This window comes from Bacillus sp. SD088 (assembly GCF_017355205.1).
GTDB lineage: Bacteria > Bacillota > Bacilli > Bacillales > Bacillaceae_C > Lederbergia.
On the sequence record NZ_JADIJK010000003.1, the window covers coordinates 58,002 to 77,264 of the forward strand.

Sequence of the window (19,263 nt, forward strand, 5' to 3'; positions counted from 1 at the left end):
ACAAACGGAAGAGATCATCGTTCCTTCCAACACTAATATAAAAGATGAGATGTAGCATAAATAGGAGTGGGAAAAAATGCCAAAGACAGTTATTGGTAATAGACGTTCAAAATGCCATGTTTAACGAATCTAACCCGATATACGAAGGAGAAAGCCTACTTAAAAATCTTCAGGAGCTAATTAATAAAGCGCGTACTACTAATGTCCCCGTCTTTTTTGTTCAACATAATGATGAAGAATTCATAAGCGGAACACATGAATGGGAAATTCATTCTTCAATTATTCCAAAAGAAGGAGAAATTGTAATCCAAAAACATACCCCTGATTCTTTTCATGAAACTGAGCTTCAGGAAAAACTTAAATCAGGGCAAATTCAAAATCTTATTGTCTCTGGAAATCAGACTGAGTATTGTATAGACACAACGATTCGCCGTGCATTTAGTCTTGGCTATCGTATTACACTTGTCAAAGATGCCCACCGGACATGGGATTCAAATATATTAAGTGCTCAACAGATCATTGATCATCACAATGAAGTGTTGGGTAATGCCTTTGTAACTCTTAAGGAAACCAAAAAGATGCAATTTCTTGACTAGAAAATAACCAAAAGTTATTTAAGCAAAGCCCCACAAAAGGGTACGGCACCTCAAGTGTTAGGTTTTTACTAACATTTGGTGCAGTACCAAAGTGAGGGCTATTTTTTATATTAATATAAAGAAGTATAGTTTATTTGGTTTAGTTACAAGATATAAATATCTGTTTTAAGTAATAATGAATAGGAGGAAATGAGATGGATCAAAGCTCCGTTTTGATTGATATGTACAAAAAAAGTGAAGAGCTAAACTCCTCGCTTTTATCCTATTGGTACAAATTTTCTTACCTAGATACATGGCAATTTTGGGCTGTAGTGGGCTTATTAATTATCCCCTTAATTATATTATACTTCAACGTTGATCGAACTAAGATATTTGAAATATTATTTTTTGGATTTTCTATACATCTATTATGGACTTACATAGATATTGTATTAGGAGCCACCACACTATTTGTCCATCTATATTTTATCATTCCCATCTTACCATTTGCCCTGAGTATAAATTCATCAGTACTACCTATTGGATTTATGATGATGTATCAATACTGTATAAACAATAACAAAAACTTTTATCTATATACAGTTCTAGTAAGTGGAATATTTTCATTTGGATTCGCATCAATCGAAATGTTAATGGGTTTTATTGATTTTAATCGAGGTATGAATGCATTTTTTATTTTTATCATAGATCTAGTCGTTGTATTTTTATCCTACTGGCTAACTAATTTTGTTAAAAGACTAAGTATAGACAGAGCAAAGCCCTCACCCAAGTGAGGCTTGTTTTTTTACACTTTCTCCATACCACTAAGATTAGCTGTCATGTACGTGCCACTTTTCAGCTTTACATTTTAGATCATAGAGTAGCTTCACTAGTCGCTTTCCTGCATTCCAATCTGGTTTGTCAACACATACTTAGCATATTACGGAAAAAAATAGAAGAAGACGAACTTCAAAAGTTCGCCTTCTTCACTAAAAGAAAATCTGACTTGGCATAAAGTTGGCACGCAGCCACATTTCCCTTTTGTATTTCACCCTAACCCTTGTCGTACCAAAGGTTGTAGGGGTATTATCCAATCGAACCTTCCATCTCAAATTTGATTAGACGGTTCATTTCAACAGCGTATTCCATTGGTAGTTCTTTTGTAAATGGTTCGATGAAGCCCATAACGATCATTTCCGTTGCTTCTTGCTCACTGATTCCACGACTCATAAGGTAGAAGAGTTGTTCTTCAGATACTTTCGACACTTTTGCCTCATGCTCCAATGAAATATTGTCGTTTAAGATTTCATTGTATGGAATCGTATCGGAAGTGGATTTATCATCCATAATAATCGTATCACACTCAATCGTAGACTTGGCACCACTCGCTTTGCGGCCGAAGTGGACCATTCCACGATAGGAGACCTTTCCACCATGTTGAGAGATTGATTTTGACACGATGGAAGAAGATGTATTTGGTGCTAAATGCATCATTTTCGCACCAGCATCTTGGTGTTGCCCTTTTCCTGCCATGGCAATCGAGAGGGTCATTCCACGCGCCCCTTCTCCCATCAAAAAGACGGAAGGATATTTCATCGTTAATTTAGAACCGATATTTCCATCGATCCATTCCATTGTCGCATTTTCTCTACAAATGGCCCGTTTCGTTACTAGGTTATACACGTTATTTGCCCAGTTTTGAATGGTTGTATAGCGACAATAGCCACCTTTTTTGACGATGATCTCCACAACGGCACTATGAAGAGAGTTTGTTGTATAAACAGGTGCTGTACATCCTTCTACATAGTGGACAGACGCGTCTTCATCGACAATGATCAATGTACGCTCGAATTGTCCCATGTTTTCCGAATTAATCCGGAAATATGCTTGAAGCGGTGTATCGACCTTTACACCTGGAGGAACATAAATGAAAGATCCTCCAGACCAGACAGCAGAATTCAACGCAGAAAATTTATTGTCTGATGGTGGGATTACTGTTGCCCAATGTTCACGGAAAATATCTTCATTTTCCTGAAGAGCAGAATCTGTATCCTTAAAGACGATCCCCATCTCTTCAAGATCTTCTTTCATATTATGGTAGACAACCTCTGATTCATATTGAGCGGAAACTCCAGCCAAATACTTTTGCTCAGCTTCTGGAATTCCTAATTTATCAAACGTTTGCTTGATTTCTTCAGGAACCTCATCCCAAGAACGCTCTGTATGTTCAGATGGTTTTACATAATAGGTAATCTCATCAAAGTTCAATCCACTTAAATCTCCACCCCATTGAGGCATTGGACTTTTGTAAAATTGCTCAAGAGATTTCAAGCGAAATTCTAACATCCACTCTGGCTCTTCCTTCATTCTGGAGATTTCTTCTACGATCTCTCTCGTTAATCCCCGTTCTGAACGAAAAATGGAAACGTCCTTGTCATGGAAACCATATTTATAATCGCCAACTAACGGTGCTTCTTTCGCCATTCTTCATTCCTCCATTCTAAAAATTTTCCCTGCAAGAAGCAGGTCACAAAGGCTTTTCGGTTTTCCCTTGCCTATTCCGAATCTCACCTTTGCTTCTTCAGCGAGTAAAATCTACACTGAATGAGTTTCGTTTATTCATGCAATCCTTTTTCCATTGCCTTCCACGCAAGTGTGGCACATTTAATTCGGGCTGGAAACTTGGAGACTCCTTGTAAAGCTTCCATATCACCAAGATCAAAATCTTCTTCATCATACTCCTTGCCCTGGACCATTTCGGAAAAAATATGAGAAAGCTTATAGGCTGCTTCTACATCTTTTCCAATAATGGTTTGTGTCATCATCGAGGCAGATGCCATTGAAATGGAACAGCCTTCTCCTTCGAACTTGGCATCTGTCACCTTGCCATTCTCCACCTTCATGGTAAGATGAATTCGGTCTCCACATGTCGGATTATTCATGTCAACAGTAAGATTACCATCCTCTAAGCTGCCTTTATTACGTGGATTTTTGTAATGATCCATTATGACTTGTCGGTAGAGTTGATCAAGGTTACTAAAAGCCATTCGTGAAATACTCCTTTGTTTTGACTAAGCCAGCTACTAGCTTGTCAATGTCTTGTTCCGTGTTATATAAATAAAAGCTCGCTCTTGCTGTTGCAGAAACATTTAACCATTTCATCAAAGGCTGTGCACAATGATGACCTGCACGGACGGCGATCCCTTCTGCATCCAGAACAGTAGCCAGATCATGTGGGTGTACATCCTCTAAATTGAAGGTGATCACACCTGCACGCTGTTCAGCTTGTTCTGGTCCATAGAGCTTTAATCCCTCTACAACAGACAATTTCTCCAGTCCATATGCTGCTAATTGATGTTCATAGGCGAGAATCTCGTCAGGGCCAATCTCATTTAAAAAGTCGATCGCTGCACCTAGGCCGATCACACCAGCAATAATAGGCGTCCCTGCTTCGAACTTCCATGGAAGCTCCTTCCACGTAGATTCTTGCAGCCCAACAAAATCAATCATTTCGCCACCAAATTCGACTGGCTCCATATTCTCTAACAGTTCCTTCTTTCCATACAGAACACCAATGCCTGTAGGACCACACATTTTATGAGCAGAAAAAGCAAAGAAGTCACAGTCTAAATCTTGTACATCAATCCTCATATGAGGAGCGCTTTGGGCACCATCCACAACCATAACTGCGCCATTCTGATGAGCAATTGCAGCCAATTCTTTAATGGGATTAATCGTCCCTAATACATTCGAAACATGCATGATTGAAACAATTTTCGTCTTCGCTGTAATCGTCTGACGCGCATCCTCAAGATCGATCGTTCCATTTGCTTGTAAGGGAATATATTTTAAAGTAGCTTTTTTTTCCTTCGCGATTTGTTGCCACGGAATAATGTTACTGTGATGCTCCATATAGGAGATCACAATCTCATCGCCTTCTTCAAGGTTCGCTCTAGCGAAGCTTGCTGCAACAGTGTTCAGAGAGGTTGTTGTGCCTCTTGTAAAAATGACTTCCTCCGTCAAGGAGGCATTGATAAATTGGCGAACCTTTTCTCGTGCTTCCTCGTAGCGATCAGTCGCCCGAGTGCCCAATGTATGAACACCGCGGTGCACATTCGAATTATATTCTCGGTAATACTGATCTAATGCTTCTATGACTTGCACAGGCTTTTGCGAGGTCGCAGCACTATCCAAATACACAAGCGGGTGTCCATTGACTTCTTGATCGAGAATCGGGAAGTATTGGCGAACCTCTGAAAATGTCATTACTTAACTTTCCTCTCAATGATTTCTGTTAACTGGTTTTTAACAGACTCAATAGGTAATCTCTCTACAACAGGTGCTAGGAAGCCATGAATAATTAATCTCTCTGCATCTACTTTGGAGATTCCTCGACTCATTAGGTAGTAAAGCTGCAATTCATCTACACGCCCAACAGAAGCAGCATGTCCGGCCATTACATCATCTTCATCAATAAGTAGAATCGGGTTTGCGTCACCACGAGCTTTTTCACTTAACATTAAAACACGTGACTCCTGTTCAGCATTTGCACCTGACGCACCTTTTTCGATTTTTCCAATACCATTAAAAATAGAAGAAGCAGCATCCTTCATCACACCGTGCTTCAGAATAAAGCCTTCTGTCTCTTTTCCGTGGTGGACAATGCTTGTTGTAAAGTTTTGTGTTTGCTTTCCTGTTCCAACTACAACGGTTTTCGCATTACTATTGGAACCATCGCCAATTAGATCTGTCACATTTTCAAAGATCGTGTCTCCATCATTCATCATCCCTAAAGCCCAATCAATAGTAGCATCGCGCCCTGTAACACCACGGCGGTTCACATAGGTTGTAGAGCCTTTTGCAAGAGTATCAACAGCACCATAAACGACTTTGGCATTATTCTCTGTTACAACCTCAGAGATAATATTAAAAATACCATTGGTTTCATCTGATACGGAAAGATAGTTTTCAACATAGGTAACAGAACTATTATCATCTGCTACAACAAGCACATGATTAAACATCGCTGCTTCCTGATCATCGAAAATAAAGACAGATTGAATCGGTTCTTTTACTTCTACGTTTTTAGGAATATATAGGAATGCCCCGCCATTCATTAGCGCAGCATGAAGAGCTGTTAGTTTATGTTCATCGACCTTTACGGCATTCTTCATAAAGTATTTTTGTAAAAGCTCGCCATGTTCTGTGGCTGCTGTTTGAATATCTGTAAATATAACCCCTTGCTCCTTCAATTCATCTGAAAGAGTTAAATAGGCTGCTGTTTGATTATGTTGAATATACAAATTCTTATTTGCATTCTCAACATGAACAACATTCTTTGCGACCTCAGGCAAATCATTTAAAGATTGGAATACTGTTCCTTCTGCCTGGTGCTTTTGAAAATCAGTGAGATTCCACTTTGTGATTCTTGTTTTATCAGGTTGTGGCATCGGTGTTTCATCCGCAAGGGCCAATGCTTTTACTCTAAGATCTGTTAACCAAGCAGGCTCGCCTTTTTCAGTTGAGAAGGAGCGGATATAGTCTTGATCGATTGCCATTTTCGTATCAATTGTCATTATGATCCTCCTAACACTTATGCTTCTTGACCAACTGTTTCGTCTTCAATTCCTAGCTCTTCTTTAATCCAATCATACCCTTGTGCTTCTAGTTTTTGTGCAAGCTCTGGACCACCAGATTTTACAACACGGCCTTGCATCATCACATGCACCTTGTCAGGGGTGATATAATTTAGAAGACGTTGGTAGTGAGTAATGATCATGCAACCGAATTCGCTGGAACGCATTTCATTAATTCCTTTTGAAACAATTTTCAATGCGTCAATATCAAGACCTGAATCGATCTCATCAAGAATCGCAATCGCTGGTTGGATCATCATTAGCTGTAAAATTTCATTCCGTTTCTTTTCCCCACCAGAGAATCCTTCATTTAAATAGCGTTGCGCCATATCAGGATCCATCTCTAATAAATCCATTTTGCTATCCATTTCTTTAATAAATTTCATTAAAGAAATTTCATTACCTTCCCCGCGACGAGCATTGATGGAAGATCGAAGGAAATCGGCATTGGTTACACCGCTGATTTCACTTGGATATTGCATCGCAAGGAAAAGGCCAGCTAAAGCGCGCTCATCCACTTCCATTTCTAATACATCTTTACCGTCCAAATGAATAGAACCGCTTGTCACTTCATATTTGGGATGGCCCATAATCGCAGAAGCCAACGTTGATTTACCGGTCCCGTTTGGCCCCATTACTGCGTGAATTTCCCCGCCCTTTATTTCTAGGTTTACACCTTTTAAAATCTCTTTACCTTCGATCTCCACGTGAAGATCTTTAATAACTAATGTTGAAGCCATGATCATACCTCCGTATCGAGATTGTGATTTTTTATTTGAATGAGTATTTCTTTTCTTTTACTCCTCTCCCATCTTAAACCATTTTAAAATTATTATCAACTAGGGAGGGTTTTTCCACTATGTAACTCTTTTTTAAAAAACGCGTTAAAAAAGGCTGGCATATAAAATGCCAACCTTGTAATTCTAGGTTTCTACGTTTATTAAGGTCAGTTTAATTGATTTCTTAAACATGTATTTTCCGTTCTAAATCCGATGCCACTCTTTGAGAACGCAAGTAGTCTTTTTCTCGTTTTTTCTCAATCGTCATTCGAATGTCATGTTGTCTTTTGTAAACCTCGTAGCCAACTCCATGCGCCGCATGCATCGCTTTTTCCATACCATCTGTGTACTCAATCTTTAAGGGATTAATTAGGGACCAATCCTTTCATTTTTTGACCTTTTTAAATATCTTCTAAAGGTCATTTTTTCATTGCCCTTTTTACGTTCCCTATTATAAACGATAAAAAACAAATAAGAAAATAGAAAATTTCGTACAATACAAGCCTTAACACGTACAATATAGGGGTTAAAACGCTTTTTTGTGCAAAAGTATCTATTTAAAAAACTCTATCTAAAGACCTATAAAACTAGGACTAAAAACCTATAAAACAGAGCTTTTTTGAAATTATTAAGGCAGATGTAATTGCTCATATAAATATGGAACAGAGTGAAAGGCATAGATTTTGTTTTCAATTTTCCCTTTATTTAATTGAATCAGACACGGAACACTTTCAATTGAAAATTGTTCAGCGATTTCTGGTAAATAATTAAGATCCGCTTTTTTAAAAGGAGGCTCCGCCATCATTTGTTCGACAATTCCCAACATTTTTCCAGCCACTTGACATGTCCCGCATAATGGCGTGTAAAAATAGAGAATCAATGATTGCTTGTTTTCTACGGCTTCTATTATTTCATCTTTTGTACATTCTTTCATGAAATCATCCTTTTAGAAAAATACATGATCGTTTAACATAATTAAAAAGTTTAACCCGCAGATCGCGGGTTAAAACGGTGTTTTTATTTAATACTTCTATTATTCCGCACTTGTCATCTCCGCATATTTTTCCGCGGTCATCAGGTTGTCCAGTTCGCTTTTATTCGATGGTTCGATAACAATCATCCAAGCTTTTTCATATGGAGATTCATTCACAAATTCAGGGCTATCATCGAGGTCTGCATTGACTTCAACGACTTTCCCACTAAGTGGTGAATAAAGCTCTGAAACGGTTTTAACAGATTCTACACTACCAAATGGTTCATTCGCTGTGACGCTATCCCCTACTTCAGGAAGCTCGACAAATACGATATCCCCTAGTTCATCTTGTGCAAATTCTGTAATTCCAATTCTTACTTTTTCTCCTTCTTCTTTCACCCATTCATGCTCTTCTGAATAGAGTAATTCTTTTGGTGTATTCATCTTGATCCCTCCATAGTAATAATAATCCTATCCAAAAACGACCTTTTTCAACCGTTCTATGTACATTGTTGCATTATCGGTTTTAGGCACTTCTGTTAGCCTAGCTCGTCCAAGTATTGTTGAATTCCTCTTCTTTAAACCCAACGGTCACTGTTTGACCATCTGTAACGATCGGCCTTTTGATTAGCATGCCATCACTAGATAGGATTTCAAGTAATTCATCTTCTGAAGCTGTACCAATCTTGTCCTTCAATCCAAGCTCCCGATATTTCCTGCCACTTGTATTAAAAAACTTTTTTAATGGCAGCCCACTTGCTTGATATAATTTCTCTACTTCATTACGGGATGGAGGCTGCTCGACAATATGTATTTCTTCATATTCTACTCCATGCTCATCCAGCCATTTTTTAGCTTTTCGACATGTTCCACATTTAGGATACCAATAAAAACGTAAAGCCACTAGTATCTCTCCAATCCAAATAGATTGCACTGATTATAACATAAAAAATAATCATACACATAGACGAAAGTCTTTTTAATAAATACCCATGCAAGTTGCAACCAGTTTAATGAGAATTCCGATCAATCATTCTATGATTGCGATCATTTAGTCGAGATCTTTGGCCATTTAATCTAAAGGCTCGGCCATTAGCTGGGAGGTTTTAACCGCACCATAAAAAACACTGAGTTAAGGTGCTCTCCTGTCGGACAGCGCACCCATCTCAGTGTGATGCGATTAGACAATATAGCGTTCAGCCGCAATTAAGCAATCAGCTGCCGCTCTTTTCTTGGCAATACTATTAATCGGTGTATGACGAATTAATTTACGCAAAGCAGAATTCATCATCCGGAAGGTATCCCCTTCTTCAATTGCGGCCAGACTCTCCCTCGCAAATTGCTCCACTTTTATGATTGCCTGTTGGCAAAAGATTTCTGTGTAAAGCAGTTTTTGCTTACTTTTTTCAACACCTGTTTTGGCTATTGCCTTTTCAGTCCGAACCACAACTGATTCCATCGCATATGCCAAGGAAACAACATCAGCCATCTTACTTAAGATCTCCTGCTCTTGTTCCAATTTCGCGCCAAATTTCTGGGCACCTAAACCGGCGATCATTAAAGCCACCTTTTTTGCCCCAGTAACTAAGTATTTTTCTTGCTCTAATGGTTCATCTCCCGGCTCTTCTGGCATGAGCATCATTAATTCTTCTTGCAAGGTTTGGGCTTTTTCTAGCAATGGGAGCTCCCCTTTAAAGGCCATTTTTAAAAAGGTGCCTGGAACGAGCAAACGATTTATTTCATTAGTGCCTTCAAAGATCCGATTAATCCGTGAATCGCGATACGCTCTTTCAATCTCGTACTCTTGCATATAACCGTATCCGCCATGAATTTGCACACCTTCATCGACTACATGGTCCAATACTTCTGAAGCAAAAAATTTATTCAAAGAGCATTCAATTGCATATTCGCGAATTGATTCAGCCACTTTGCTACCGTCTTTTACTTCCTCCTCTGTTAACTGGCTCATTTTCTCTTCAAACAAGCCAACGGTTCGATAAACAGAGCTTTCTGCTGCATATAGCTCCGCACCCAATGCCCCGAATTTCTCTTTTGTTAAATGAAATTGAGCGATCGGCGTTTGAAATTGTTTTCGTTGATTGGCATACTTTAATGTAATTTCAAGCGCACGTTTAGATCCACCAACAGCTCCAACGCCAAGCTTATAACGCCCAATATTCAAGATATTAAAGGCAATCCGATGGCCTTTCCCAGCTTCACCCAAAAGATTTCGGACAGGTATTTCTGCATCTTCTAAGATTAACGTCCGTGTAGATGAGCTTTTAATCCCCATTTTCTTTTCTTCCGGGCCGGTAGAGACCCCCGGAAAATCACGTTCCACAATAAAAGCCGAAAAATGTTTTCCATCAATTTTCGCATAAACAATAAAAAGATCTGCAAAAGCGGAATTGGTGATCCACTGTTTTTCTCCATTTAAAAGATAATGGGTGCCGGCTTCATTTAATGTAGCTGTTGTTTTCGCTCCTAATGCATCTGAGCCTGATCCCGGTTCTGTTAAGGCATAAGCAGCTAATTTCTCACCTGTGGCAAGGGCTGGTAGATAGGCTTGCTTTTGCTCTTCATTACCGAACAAAACAATTGGGAGTGAACCAATTCCGACATGGGCGCCATGCGAGATCGAAAAACCACCTGCTTGTGACATCGCCTCTGCGATTAAGGAGGAACTGATTTTATCTAACCCTAATCCACCATAATCTTCTGGAACATCCGCTCCTAACAGTCCGAGTTCTCCCGCTTTTTTCAGCAATTCGACTGAACGATCAAACTCATGATTCTCTAGGTATTCAACTTGCGGCAAAACCTCCTTCTTAACAAAATCATCACTCGTTTTGTAAATCATTTTATGTTCATCTGTATAGTCTTCTGGAGTAAACAATTGCTCAGGCTTCAGTTCTTCAATTAGAAAGGCGCCACCTTTCATAATTTTCCCAACCTTATTTCCCATGCCAATTCCTCCTTAGATAAAGTGAAACTTCAATTAGTGGGAAGTTCCATCTCCAAGTAATTCAAGATGGACTCAAGCTACATTCATCGATCCTGAGGCAAACGCAACATCCTGTCAGCAGAACGAATCGGGCTTTTACTGGCAATAATCTCAAGAGTTTAAATCTTGTTCTACTTCTTGCAGTAGGGGGAGCTTACTACCAGTTAATGCGAGACCAATTCAAACACACCCGCAGCTCCCATTCCTCCGCCAATACACATCGTCACAACTCCAAATTGCACTTGTCGCCGTTTCATTTCTTGAATAAGGGATAGTGTTAATTTTGTTCCTGTACATCCAAGTGGATGCCCAAGTGCAATCGCTCCTCCATTCACATTTACGATATCCTCATTGATTCCTAAAGCACGGATGACCTGAATCGCTTGTGAAGCAAAAGCTTCATTCAACTCAAATAACCCGATATCTGCCAATTCAAGTCCTGCTAATTTCAATGCTTTTGGCACAGCTTCAATCGGACCGATTCCCATTACCTCTGGTGGAACCCCTGCCACAGCAAAAGAACGGAATTTAGCGATGGGTTGTAGTTCAAGTGATTTAGCTTTTTCATGGTCCATAACCAATACAGCAGCAGCACCATCACTCATTTGTGAAGAGTTTCCAGCTGTCACAGTGCCTTTAACAGAAAAGGCTGGCCGAAGCGTCGCTAGCACCTCTGCTGTCGTATCAGCTCGGACGCCTTCATCCTCAGAAAATAAAATTGTCTTTTCCTGGAGTTTATAATCTGAATCAACCTTTCGTGAGGTCACTTCAACAGGGATGATTTCATCTGCAAATTTTCCTGCTTCTATCGCTTTGGCGGCCTTTTGATGACTGCTAACCGCAAAGGCATCCTGTTCCTCGCGGCTAATTCCGTATTTTTTCGCTACTTCCTCAGCTGTATGGCCCATGCTCATATAATATTCAGGTACATTTTCCGCAATTTTCCGATTCGGACGCACAACATGCCCCATCATTGGCACCAAACTCATCGATTCTGCTCCACCAGCGACAATTGTCTCAGCCTGACCTAACATAATTCTTTCAGCCGCATAAGCAATAGACTGTAAACCTGATGAACAATAGCGATTAATCGTAATTGCTGGAACTGTCTCAGGTAGCCCTGCCAAGGCACCAATATACCGCGCCATATTCATTCCTTGTTCCGCTTCTGGCATTGCACAGCCAATAATCAAATCATCAAGCTCTCCATCATAATCTCCTGCCCGCCTCAACGTTTCCTTTACGACTAACGCTCCAAGATCATCTGGACGTGTTGAAACCAGCGTCCCCTTCTTGGCCCTTCCAACCGGAGTCCTAGCCCCTGCAACAATCACGACCTCTTGCATGTTATTCCTCCTCACCATCTCTGTAAAAGGATGTTCAAAAAGTCCGGTAAAAATGACACTGCGAATTTCTTCGTTGGCTAGCTTTTCCGCTACTCACGTATTAACTGCATACGTTCCGCTGCTCAAAGCTACGCCGCCTTGAACTTTCGACGTACAGGATGTACTAGTGTCGGTGTTGCTGACAGGACGTCAGCGTCTTTAACCGACTTGGTCCTTTTTATCCTCCCTTTTGAACACGCTCTGTAAAATAGAATACCTCTACGATTATAAGAATCTATTAATTTCTTAACGGCTTTCCTTTCATCAGCATATATTGCATCCGTTCTTGTGATTTTGGTTCAGAGACAAGTTGGATAAATGCCTCCCGTTCAAGGTTTAATAAATATTGTTCATCGACTACTGTTCCGTACGGCAGATTTCCTCCAGCAATCACATATGCCAGTTTTTTGGCAATTTTCATATCATGCTCTGAAATATATCCAGATAACCTCATCGCCTCTGCTCCTACTAATAAAGCAGCATACCCGGTTTCTCCTGTCACCGGAATTTTCTCAGGTGCAGGTGGTTGATAGCCTTGCTCATATAATGTGATCACCCATTGTTTAGCGTCCCAAAGCTGGTGGTCAGCATTTACACTAATACCATCCGTATGTGTTAAAAAGTTGTTTTCAATCGCTTCCTCCGCTGAGGTGGACACTTTTGCCAGTGCGATCGTTTCAAAAACACGATTCGCAACCGCTTGTAAATCTACTTCAACTCCCTCAGGGATGTTTCTTAAAATGTTGAGATATAATTCCTTATTGCCCCCACCTCCAGGAATTAACCCAACACCTGTTTCCACAAGGCCAATATAGGTTTCCATCGAAGCTTGAATATGTGTTGCAGGTAAACTCACCTCTGCGCCTCCACCAAGCGTCATACCAAATGGAGCAATAACGACTGGTCTTTCACTATATTTAATCCGCAACATCGCCTCTTGAAACTTCCGTACAATAAGGTCAACTTCAAATACATCATCATCCTGAGCAGCCATCAATATCATCGCAATATTGGCTCCCACACAAAAGTTTTTCCCCTGGTTGCCAATCACAAGCCCTTTATAGTTTTTCTCCACTTCGTCAATTGCATAGTTGATCATCTGAATAATGTCAAAGCCAATCGCATTATTAGGGGATTGGAATTCTAATAACAGGACTTCATCACCAATATCTATTAAGTTGGCTCCACTATTTTTCTTTACGATCCTTCCTTGCTTTTCTAATAAACGTAAATCAATCTCCTTCGGGTTCTTTTTAACAGGTTGATATTCTCCATTCCTTCCATAAAAATGCTCATCATGATAGAAGGAGGTGTGTCCGTTTTCCACCATGGTTTTAACCCAGTCTGGGACGCCAATACCCTCTGCCCCCATCTTTTCTACTGCTTTTTCAACATCGATCGCATCCCATAATTCAAACGGACCGATTCTCCAACCAAACCCCCATTTCATCGCCTGATCAATCGCGACAAGATCATCGGCAATCTCCCCGACTAACTCGGCAGAAATCGTCAGGACAGGTGCAATAATTTTCCAAAGAAATTGACCTGCTGGGTCATCAGAATACAACAAGGTTTGTAAACGTCTCTCAAGTCCCTTTGCCTGTTTGGCCATTTCCAAGCCAGTTGTTTTTAATTTCTTTCGTGGCTGATATTCAAAGGTTTCTGGGTTTAGTTCCAAAATATCCTTTCCTTTTTTCCAATAAAATCCTTTACCAGCTTTACTTCCAAGTAAATGTTGTTTTTCCATTTCCTTCATAAATTCCGGGATCGCAAAAACCTGCTTTTCCGCCCCATTAACCTTGTCAAAAACGTTCTGTGCGACATGGATAAACGTATCCAGCCCAACAACATCAAGAGTACGAAAAGTGGCACTCTTTGGCCGCCCAAGCAAGGTTCCTGTAATGGAATCCACCTCTCCGATGCTTAAACCAGCAGCCAACATCTCGCGTACGGTTACAAGCAATCCATAGGTGCCGATTCGGTTGGCAATAAAGTTAGGCGTATCCTTTGCCTCGACAACTCCTTTTCCCAGTACATCTTCCCCGAACCGTTTCATAAAATTCAGTACCTCTTGATTAGTGTGTTTAGTCGGAATCACTTCAAGCAATTTCAAATAGCGTGGCGGATTAAAGAAATGAGTGCCTAGAAAATGCGCTTGGAAATCCTTAGACTGCCCTTCTGCCATTGCTTCAACCGAAATGCCAGACGTATTCGAACTCACAACACTCCCTGCTCGTCGGTGTTGATCAATTAATTTTAATACTTGCCTTTTCACTTCCAGTTTTTCAACTACTACTTCAATAATCCAATCAACATCCGTTAACTTTTCGATATCATCTTCCATATTTCCTGGCGTAATCAAAGACAAGCGTTTCTTATGTGTAAGAGGAGCTGGTTTATCTTTCAATAATCTTTTTAAAGCCGTATTGGCCAACAGATTACGGTCACCTGCCTCATCCGGCACAACGTCTAATAATAAAGTCGGGATACCTACATTCGCCAAATGAGCAGCAATTCCTGCTCCCATTACACCTGAGCCAATCACAGCCACCTTTTTAATTCGGTCAATCAAAAAACATTCCTCCTTTTTTGAATGAACAATCATTCATTTTTTCGTAAAAAAGTAATACGAAGATCCTCGTTGGTATTATCAATATATCGAAAAGTGTATCCGCTTGCAATAGGAATAAATTACTGACGGTTTACACAAAATACCCCATCTGCTTTACACTTTATTATTGAACATTCTTGAGTAATGCTGAAATTAAAACCTTGATTGCACTACTTCAACCTCATATTGTGCATCTTGAACCCTAATTGTGCGACTTCATTTTCTTATTACGTATCTTCAACCCCTATACATAAATAATCCAAAGGCAAGCCAAACTATATATGTCAAAATAAAGGAGGTAAATGATCATGATGCAAAATCAACCTATGAACCAACAAAATCAGCAATCCGTTATGCCACAGCCCCCCCCATGTCATTACAACAAAGGATTTTTCTTATATTAATGATATGCTTGCATGGAATTTACTTGCGATGAAAAAAGCTCATCACGCTGCATCTCATTGTCAAGATCAGAAAATTAAAAACAAACTGGAAGCCTGTGGACAGATGCACCAACAACATTATATGAAAATTTTAGGTCACTTAGAAGAAAAACAACAAAATAATTCCATTACCCAATAAAATATTGAAAGGAGTTCTCTTTATGCAAAATCCAAATCAAAACCAAAACATGCAACAAATTAAGAATCCAAGTACTGAAGTTCCGAAAACACCGCAAATGAATGAGCGGGATTTTGTTAACGATATTTTAAGTCAAGAGAAATATATGACCAACGCCTATTCTGTTGCCTTAAATGAAGCCAGTCATCAACATCTTTATGACGATTTATTGGCAATTTTTAATGAAACACAAAACATGCAGCATGACTTGTTTAATCTAATGTTTGAAAAAGGCTGGTATAAGCTGGAAGCGGAACAAACACAAAAAATTCAACAATCCTACCAGCAGCATCAAGGGTACACAACTCAATTCCCTTACCAAGGCACTATCCAATAACAAAATAAATAATGGAACAGACTTCGTAAGGGTCTGTTCTTTTTTATCGAGAATGTTAATTAGGCTTTACATATGGTTAACTATACTTTACAATGACGATGTTAAGCCAATTTAACATAAGGAGGAGCAGTATGTGTTCATGCAAAATCGTGTAAAGGAGCTGCGTGCCAGATTTCAATATTCGCAAACAGATTTAGCCGAGCGAGTCGGAGTGACTCGTCAAACCATTGCTGCGATTGAAAAAGGCGATTATACTCCTTCTTTATTATTAGGATTATCAATCTGCAAAATTTTCAACTTGCCAATGGAAGAAGTTTTCTGGTTAGAAGAGGAGGGATCCAAATGAAACAGTCTATTTTATTTATGATACTTAGTTTACTCACTCTGTTTCTAACAGGATGGGTGCTGACCGCTTTGTATGACGCCTATGCTCAATTTGCAGTCATTATAAAAGAAGATCAGGCTTTACCATGGGAAGTTACGATATCTGCTTGGCCATTCTTTTTTCTTATTATTTATGCTGTCATTCTATTATTCTTCTACCGGCATAAAAAGAAACAAAACGAGAATTTATCATTTTGGCTATTCCCTATGCAGTTTTCAGAAAAAGATGAGCGTGAGCGAGCAATCTCAGGAGAAGCCTGCAGAAAAGCCTATATTGCTACTTGGGTTTCAGCTCCAATAGCAGCTGCTACTCTCGTCTTTTATCCATTATTTGAAGAACAATTTCGCTATTTTCCGATTATCATCATACTACTAATCCCAATGATTCAGATCGTTACCTATTTCTTCCATATTCGAAAAATCTAGCATTAGATAACTTTCTCAACATTAAAGGAGGTCATAAAGTTGTTTACGAATCAAAACAACCAAATCCGCTCCGGTTGGCTCATTCTAATCGGCTTAGTCGCGATGTATATTGCCCAGAGTATTTTTTCCATCCCCGGAATACTGTTTGTGACGGTTACGGAATTCACGAATCAATCCGCGAGCTTTACCATTGACATCATGTCCACCCTCGAGAATCGACCATGGATGCTGTTGCTTATTCAAGGTGGAGGCACAATTGGAGGAATGCTAGCAACAATCCTTTTGTGGAAATTCCTAAACAAGAAAACGCTAAAAGAACTTGGGTTTAAGCGATCATGGAAAGACTTCGGTTTTGGCCTTTTCCTCGGTGCGATTTCGATTACATTGATTTTTCTTTTCTTACTCGCCATCGGAGAGATCGAGCTGCTGAACTCTTTTTCACAACCGGATTTTAATGCTTTTACACTTAGTTTTCTCATTATGTTTATTCTGGTCGGATTTTTTGAAGAAATGTTTTTCCGTGGATATGTCATGCAAACGATGGCCTCACGGCAAAATAAAAAATGGCTGATATATCTCGTTTCGGCTGTGGTCTTTAGTGTTGCCCATGGAGCTAATCCAAATGTAAGTATTATTGGCTTGCTCAATATTGTCTTTGTAGGTCTATTATTTGCTTATATGTTTGAACGGACCAATAATTTGTGGCTTCCGATTGGGTATCATATTACGTGGAATTATTTTCAAGGAAGTGTTTTTGGCTTTGCAGTTAGCGGCATTTCCCCACACGGCCTGTACCAAATCGATGATACGAATGGAAATACCCTTTTAACAGGAGGAGCCTTTGGCCTTGAAGGCGGCCTATTTGCCACACTTTTCATCTTAATTGGATTCCTTATTACTTGGTTATACACAAAAAATAGAACAAGAAAAGCGCAAGCGCCCGTTTAGCGACGTACAAACTTTCATAGTAAGGATGAACAGCTAAAAACGCGCCGTCCTGGCGCAACGCTGTTCTGACCTACATCCTGTAGCCCTGAGATAAAGGATACACGACGAAGCATGAGCCGATGTTGACTTACGCAAGCAGAAGCTGAAAGTTTGCTAGTCGCTGGGCGCTGGAGCTAGACACCAACTGCAAGGTAAGCAAGTTATCCACAAGCGACAATTTTATAGTTCCCTTAACAAACACAAAGGCTGTCTACTAAAAAGTAGACAGCCTTTCTTACTCCTCATCTTCAGAAGCAAACATATATCGTTTATAATGATATCGTACTGATAACACAATACCGATCACCATCATATTGGCTAGTAACCCACTTCCCCCATAGCTAATAAATGGAAGAGGAATCCCTGTTATTGGCATTAATCCAATCGTCATACCAATATTTTGGAAAACATGGAAAGCAATCATCGCTACAACCCCTGCACAAATATACGAATAAAATGGGTTTTTCGTATCTAAACCCGTTTTCGTAATTTGGTATATTAACAGGAAGAAAAGACTAATCACAATACTCGCGCCAATAAAACCGAATTCTTCTCCAATCGTAGTAAAAATAAAATCAGAGTGGCTTTCAGGCATGTATACTTCTCCTTTAAAAAACCCTTTGCCTGATGTCATTCCTGAACCAATTGATTGTAAGGCGTTCACAAGCTGATAACCTTCATCTGTTCGAAAATTATATGGATCTAACCAGGAATAAATTCGCTTATATTGATGCGGCTCCAAAATCCCCTGTAAAAGCTCATGATAATACACCGCAATATAGAGAAGAGCACTGCCAACAACCCCACAAACGGTGAACAAGGGAACTAAAATCTTCCACGTAATCCCTGACACTAAAATAACCGCCAATAAAATCGCCACAAAAACAAGTGCTGTACCAAGATCTGGTTGTTTCAGGATTAATAATGCGGGAACTCCTGCAACAGCACTTAGTTTTATTAAGAGCCAAAAATCCGACTTGCCCGTTTTATGAACAAATTTTACCTGATGGCTTGATGTCACTTTCGCCAACACCATAATTAAAAAGATTTTCATAAATTCAGCTGGCTGGATTAAACCTGCACCCGGAATTTGATACCAGCTGCGAGCTCCATTTCTTTCTGGGGCTAAAAAGAACTCCTTCGGAAAATTCAAGGCATCAATCGCCAAAAGACCAAATAAGGAAAGCGCACAGAGCCCATAAGCATACCAAGAAATTTTCTTCATTTGGTCTGAATCCAATCGCATCATAATATAGGCAGCAACAGAGCCTAGTACATACCACTGAATTTGTTTTGGTACAAAATTCGCTACATACTGTCCAGTTTTTTGAGCACTATAAATCGTAATTAAACTTACTAAAGCCATTAGCATTAATGTTAAAATTATACCGTAATCTATTTTAGGAATTGCTTTTTTAGATGATGTCATAATCTCTTCCTCTTTTTTCAAGTTCAGAACTCCATCTTACCATTATACTGAAAATGTAGCGATTAAAAAAGGAACAAATTATGGACTTTTTATTTCTAAGCCTAGATAATTGAAAT

Annotated in this window: 19 protein-coding genes and 1 pseudogene; 7 read left to right on the forward strand and 13 right to left on the reverse strand. The window is 39.6% G+C overall.

Annotation, left to right across the window (positions count from 1 at the left end):
* Positions 1 to 44 precede the first annotated feature (44 nt).
* Together IPU53_RS03295 and IPU53_RS03300 are read left to right on the forward strand one after the other, a co-directional pair.
* Positions 45 to 596: a cysteine hydrolase family protein gene (locus IPU53_RS03295; RefSeq protein ID WP_207447639.1), complete on the forward strand. Its 552-nt coding sequence runs from the start codon at positions 45 to 47 to the stop codon at positions 594 to 596.
* A 194-nt stretch (positions 597 to 790) separates the two neighbouring features.
* Positions 791 to 1,369: a hypothetical protein gene (locus IPU53_RS03300; RefSeq protein ID WP_207447641.1), complete on the forward strand. Its 579-nt coding sequence runs from the start codon at positions 791 to 793 to the stop codon at positions 1,367 to 1,369.
* A 292-nt stretch (positions 1,370 to 1,661) separates the two neighbouring features.
* Here the strand turns inward: IPU53_RS03300 and sufB are convergent, their stop codons facing one another.
* The 12 genes from sufB to IPU53_RS03360 form a co-directional block, all read right to left on the reverse strand.
* Positions 1,662 to 3,059: a Fe-S cluster assembly protein SufB gene (gene sufB, locus IPU53_RS03305; protein WP_207447643.1), complete on the reverse strand. Its 1,398-nt coding sequence runs from the start codon at positions 3,057 to 3,059 to the stop codon at positions 1,662 to 1,664.
* Positions 3,060 to 3,190: 131 nt separating this feature from the next.
* A complete protein-coding gene (gene sufU / locus IPU53_RS03310) occupies positions 3,191 to 3,622 on the reverse strand; it encodes a Fe-S cluster assembly sulfur transfer protein SufU (RefSeq protein WP_207447645.1) in 432 nt (143 codons plus the stop codon).
* On the reverse strand, positions 3,612 to 4,841 hold the full coding sequence (locus IPU53_RS03315; RefSeq protein ID WP_207447647.1) for a cysteine desulfurase: 1,230 nt from the start codon (positions 4,839 to 4,841) through the stop codon (positions 3,612 to 3,614). The genes sufU and IPU53_RS03315 overlap by 11 nt, the downstream gene beginning before the upstream one ends.
* Positions 4,841 to 6,151, reverse strand: coding sequence for a Fe-S cluster assembly protein SufD (sufD, locus tag IPU53_RS03320; RefSeq protein WP_207447649.1), 1,311 nt, complete (start codon positions 6,149 to 6,151; stop codon positions 4,841 to 4,843). Before sufD ends, IPU53_RS03315 begins: the two co-directional genes overlap by 1 nt.
* A 17-nt stretch (positions 6,152 to 6,168) precedes the next feature.
* A complete protein-coding gene (gene sufC, locus IPU53_RS03325; protein ID WP_207448071.1) occupies positions 6,169 to 6,954 on the reverse strand; it encodes a Fe-S cluster assembly ATPase SufC in 786 nt (261 codons plus the stop codon).
* Between the two features lie 220 nt (positions 6,955 to 7,174).
* Positions 7,175 to 7,327 (reverse strand): hypothetical protein, encoded by a 153-nt coding sequence (locus tag IPU53_RS03330; RefSeq protein ID WP_207447651.1) that lies wholly within the window; start codon positions 7,325 to 7,327, stop codon positions 7,175 to 7,177.
* 291 nt (positions 7,328 to 7,618) lie between these two features.
* Positions 7,619 to 7,924, reverse strand: a complete 306-nt coding sequence (locus IPU53_RS03335; RefSeq protein ID WP_207447653.1) for a thioredoxin family protein — start codon at positions 7,922 to 7,924, stop codon at positions 7,619 to 7,621.
* 99 nt (positions 7,925 to 8,023) lie between these two features.
* Positions 8,024 to 8,407, reverse strand: coding sequence for a glycine cleavage system protein GcvH (gene gcvH, locus IPU53_RS03340; protein ID WP_207447655.1), 384 nt, complete (start codon positions 8,405 to 8,407; stop codon positions 8,024 to 8,026).
* A 100-nt stretch (positions 8,408 to 8,507) separates the two neighbouring features.
* Entirely contained in the window at positions 8,508 to 8,867 is a 360-nt protein-coding gene (locus IPU53_RS03345; RefSeq protein ID WP_207447657.1) for an arsenate reductase family protein, read from the reverse strand.
* Between the two features lie 276 nt (positions 8,868 to 9,143).
* A complete protein-coding gene (locus IPU53_RS03350) occupies positions 9,144 to 10,928 on the reverse strand; it encodes an acyl-CoA dehydrogenase family protein (protein ID WP_207447659.1) in 1,785 nt (594 codons plus the stop codon).
* Positions 10,929 to 11,131: 203 nt separating this feature from the next.
* The gene (locus IPU53_RS03355; RefSeq protein WP_207447661.1) at positions 11,132 to 12,313 is read right to left on the reverse strand and encodes an acetyl-CoA C-acetyltransferase; all 1,182 of its coding nucleotides are present in this window, start codon (positions 12,311 to 12,313) and stop codon (positions 11,132 to 11,134) included.
* A 277-nt stretch (positions 12,314 to 12,590) separates the two neighbouring features.
* Positions 12,591 to 14,924, reverse strand: a complete 2,334-nt coding sequence (locus IPU53_RS03360; protein ID WP_207447663.1) for a 3-hydroxyacyl-CoA dehydrogenase/enoyl-CoA hydratase family protein — start codon at positions 14,922 to 14,924, stop codon at positions 12,591 to 12,593.
* A gap of 350 nt (positions 14,925 to 15,274) precedes the next feature.
* On the opposite strand from IPU53_RS03360, the pseudogene IPU53_RS03365 reads away from it, so the two are divergent.
* The 5 genes and pseudogenes from IPU53_RS03365 to IPU53_RS03385 all read left to right on the forward strand — a co-directional run bounded on the left by IPU53_RS03365 (position 15,275) and on the right by IPU53_RS03385 (position 17,679).
* A pseudogene (locus tag IPU53_RS03365) lies at positions 15,275 to 15,545 on the forward strand (hypothetical protein).
* A gap of 22 nt (positions 15,546 to 15,567) precedes the next feature.
* Entirely contained in the window at positions 15,568 to 15,921 is a 354-nt protein-coding gene (locus tag IPU53_RS03370) for a spore coat protein (protein ID WP_207447665.1), read from the forward strand.
* 139 nt (positions 15,922 to 16,060) lie between these two features.
* Positions 16,061 to 16,267, forward strand: a complete 207-nt coding sequence (locus tag IPU53_RS03375) for a helix-turn-helix transcriptional regulator (RefSeq protein WP_207448073.1) — start codon at positions 16,061 to 16,063, stop codon at positions 16,265 to 16,267.
* Positions 16,264 to 16,731 (forward strand): hypothetical protein, encoded by a 468-nt coding sequence (locus IPU53_RS03380; RefSeq protein ID WP_207447667.1) that lies wholly within the window; start codon positions 16,264 to 16,266, stop codon positions 16,729 to 16,731. Before IPU53_RS03375 ends, IPU53_RS03380 begins: the two co-directional genes overlap by 4 nt.
* A gap of 39 nt (positions 16,732 to 16,770) precedes the next feature.
* Positions 16,771 to 17,679, forward strand: coding sequence for a CPBP family intramembrane glutamic endopeptidase (locus tag IPU53_RS03385; protein ID WP_207447669.1), 909 nt, complete (start codon positions 16,771 to 16,773; stop codon positions 17,677 to 17,679).
* A gap of 274 nt (positions 17,680 to 17,953) precedes the next feature.
* On the opposite strand, the gene IPU53_RS03390 is transcribed toward IPU53_RS03385, so the two are convergent.
* Positions 17,954 to 19,168, reverse strand: a complete 1,215-nt coding sequence (locus IPU53_RS03390) for an FtsW/RodA/SpoVE family cell cycle protein (RefSeq protein WP_313886436.1) — start codon at positions 19,166 to 19,168, stop codon at positions 17,954 to 17,956.
* Positions 19,169 to 19,263: the final 95 nt, after the last annotated feature.

Excerpts from the sequence above, each read along its gene's own strand:
- IPU53_RS03295 (WP_207447639.1), top strand. The coding sequence starts at position 45 with ATGAGATGTAGCATAAATAGGAGTGGGAAAAAATGCCAAAGACAGTTA.
- IPU53_RS03300 (WP_207447641.1), top strand. The coding sequence starts at position 791 with ATGGATCAAAGCTCCGTTTTGATTGATATGTACAAAAAAAGTGAAGAG.
- sufB (WP_207447643.1), bottom strand. The coding sequence starts at position 3,059 with ATGGCGAAAGAAGCACCGTTAGTTGGCGATTATAAATATGGTTTCCAT.
- sufU (WP_207447645.1), bottom strand. The coding sequence starts at position 3,622 with ATGGCTTTTAGTAACCTTGATCAACTCTACCGACAAGTCATAATGGAT.
- IPU53_RS03315 (WP_207447647.1), bottom strand. The coding sequence starts at position 4,841 with ATGACATTTTCAGAGGTTCGCCAATACTTCCCGATTCTCGATCAAGAA.
- sufD (WP_207447649.1), bottom strand. The coding sequence starts at position 6,151 with ATGACAATTGATACGAAAATGGCAATCGATCAAGACTATATCCGCTCC.
- IPU53_RS03330 (WP_207447651.1), bottom strand. The coding sequence starts at position 7,327 with ATGGAAAAAGCGATGCATGCGGCGCATGGAGTTGGCTACGAGGTTTAC.
- IPU53_RS03335 (WP_207447653.1), bottom strand. The coding sequence starts at position 7,924 with ATGAAAGAATGTACAAAAGATGAAATAATAGAAGCCGTAGAAAACAAG.
- gcvH (WP_207447655.1), bottom strand. The coding sequence starts at position 8,407 with ATGAATACACCAAAAGAATTACTCTATTCAGAAGAGCATGAATGGGTG.
- IPU53_RS03350 (WP_207447659.1), bottom strand. The coding sequence starts at position 10,928 with ATGGGAAATAAGGTTGGGAAAATTATGAAAGGTGGCGCCTTTCTAATT.
- IPU53_RS03355 (WP_207447661.1), bottom strand. The coding sequence starts at position 12,313 with ATGCAAGAGGTCGTGATTGTTGCAGGGGCTAGGACTCCGGTTGGAAGG.
- IPU53_RS03370 (WP_207447665.1), top strand. The coding sequence starts at position 15,568 with ATGCAAAATCCAAATCAAAACCAAAACATGCAACAAATTAAGAATCCA.
- IPU53_RS03375 (WP_207448073.1), top strand. The coding sequence starts at position 16,061 with ATGCAAAATCGTGTAAAGGAGCTGCGTGCCAGATTTCAATATTCGCAA.
- IPU53_RS03380 (WP_207447667.1), top strand. The coding sequence starts at position 16,264 with ATGAAACAGTCTATTTTATTTATGATACTTAGTTTACTCACTCTGTTT.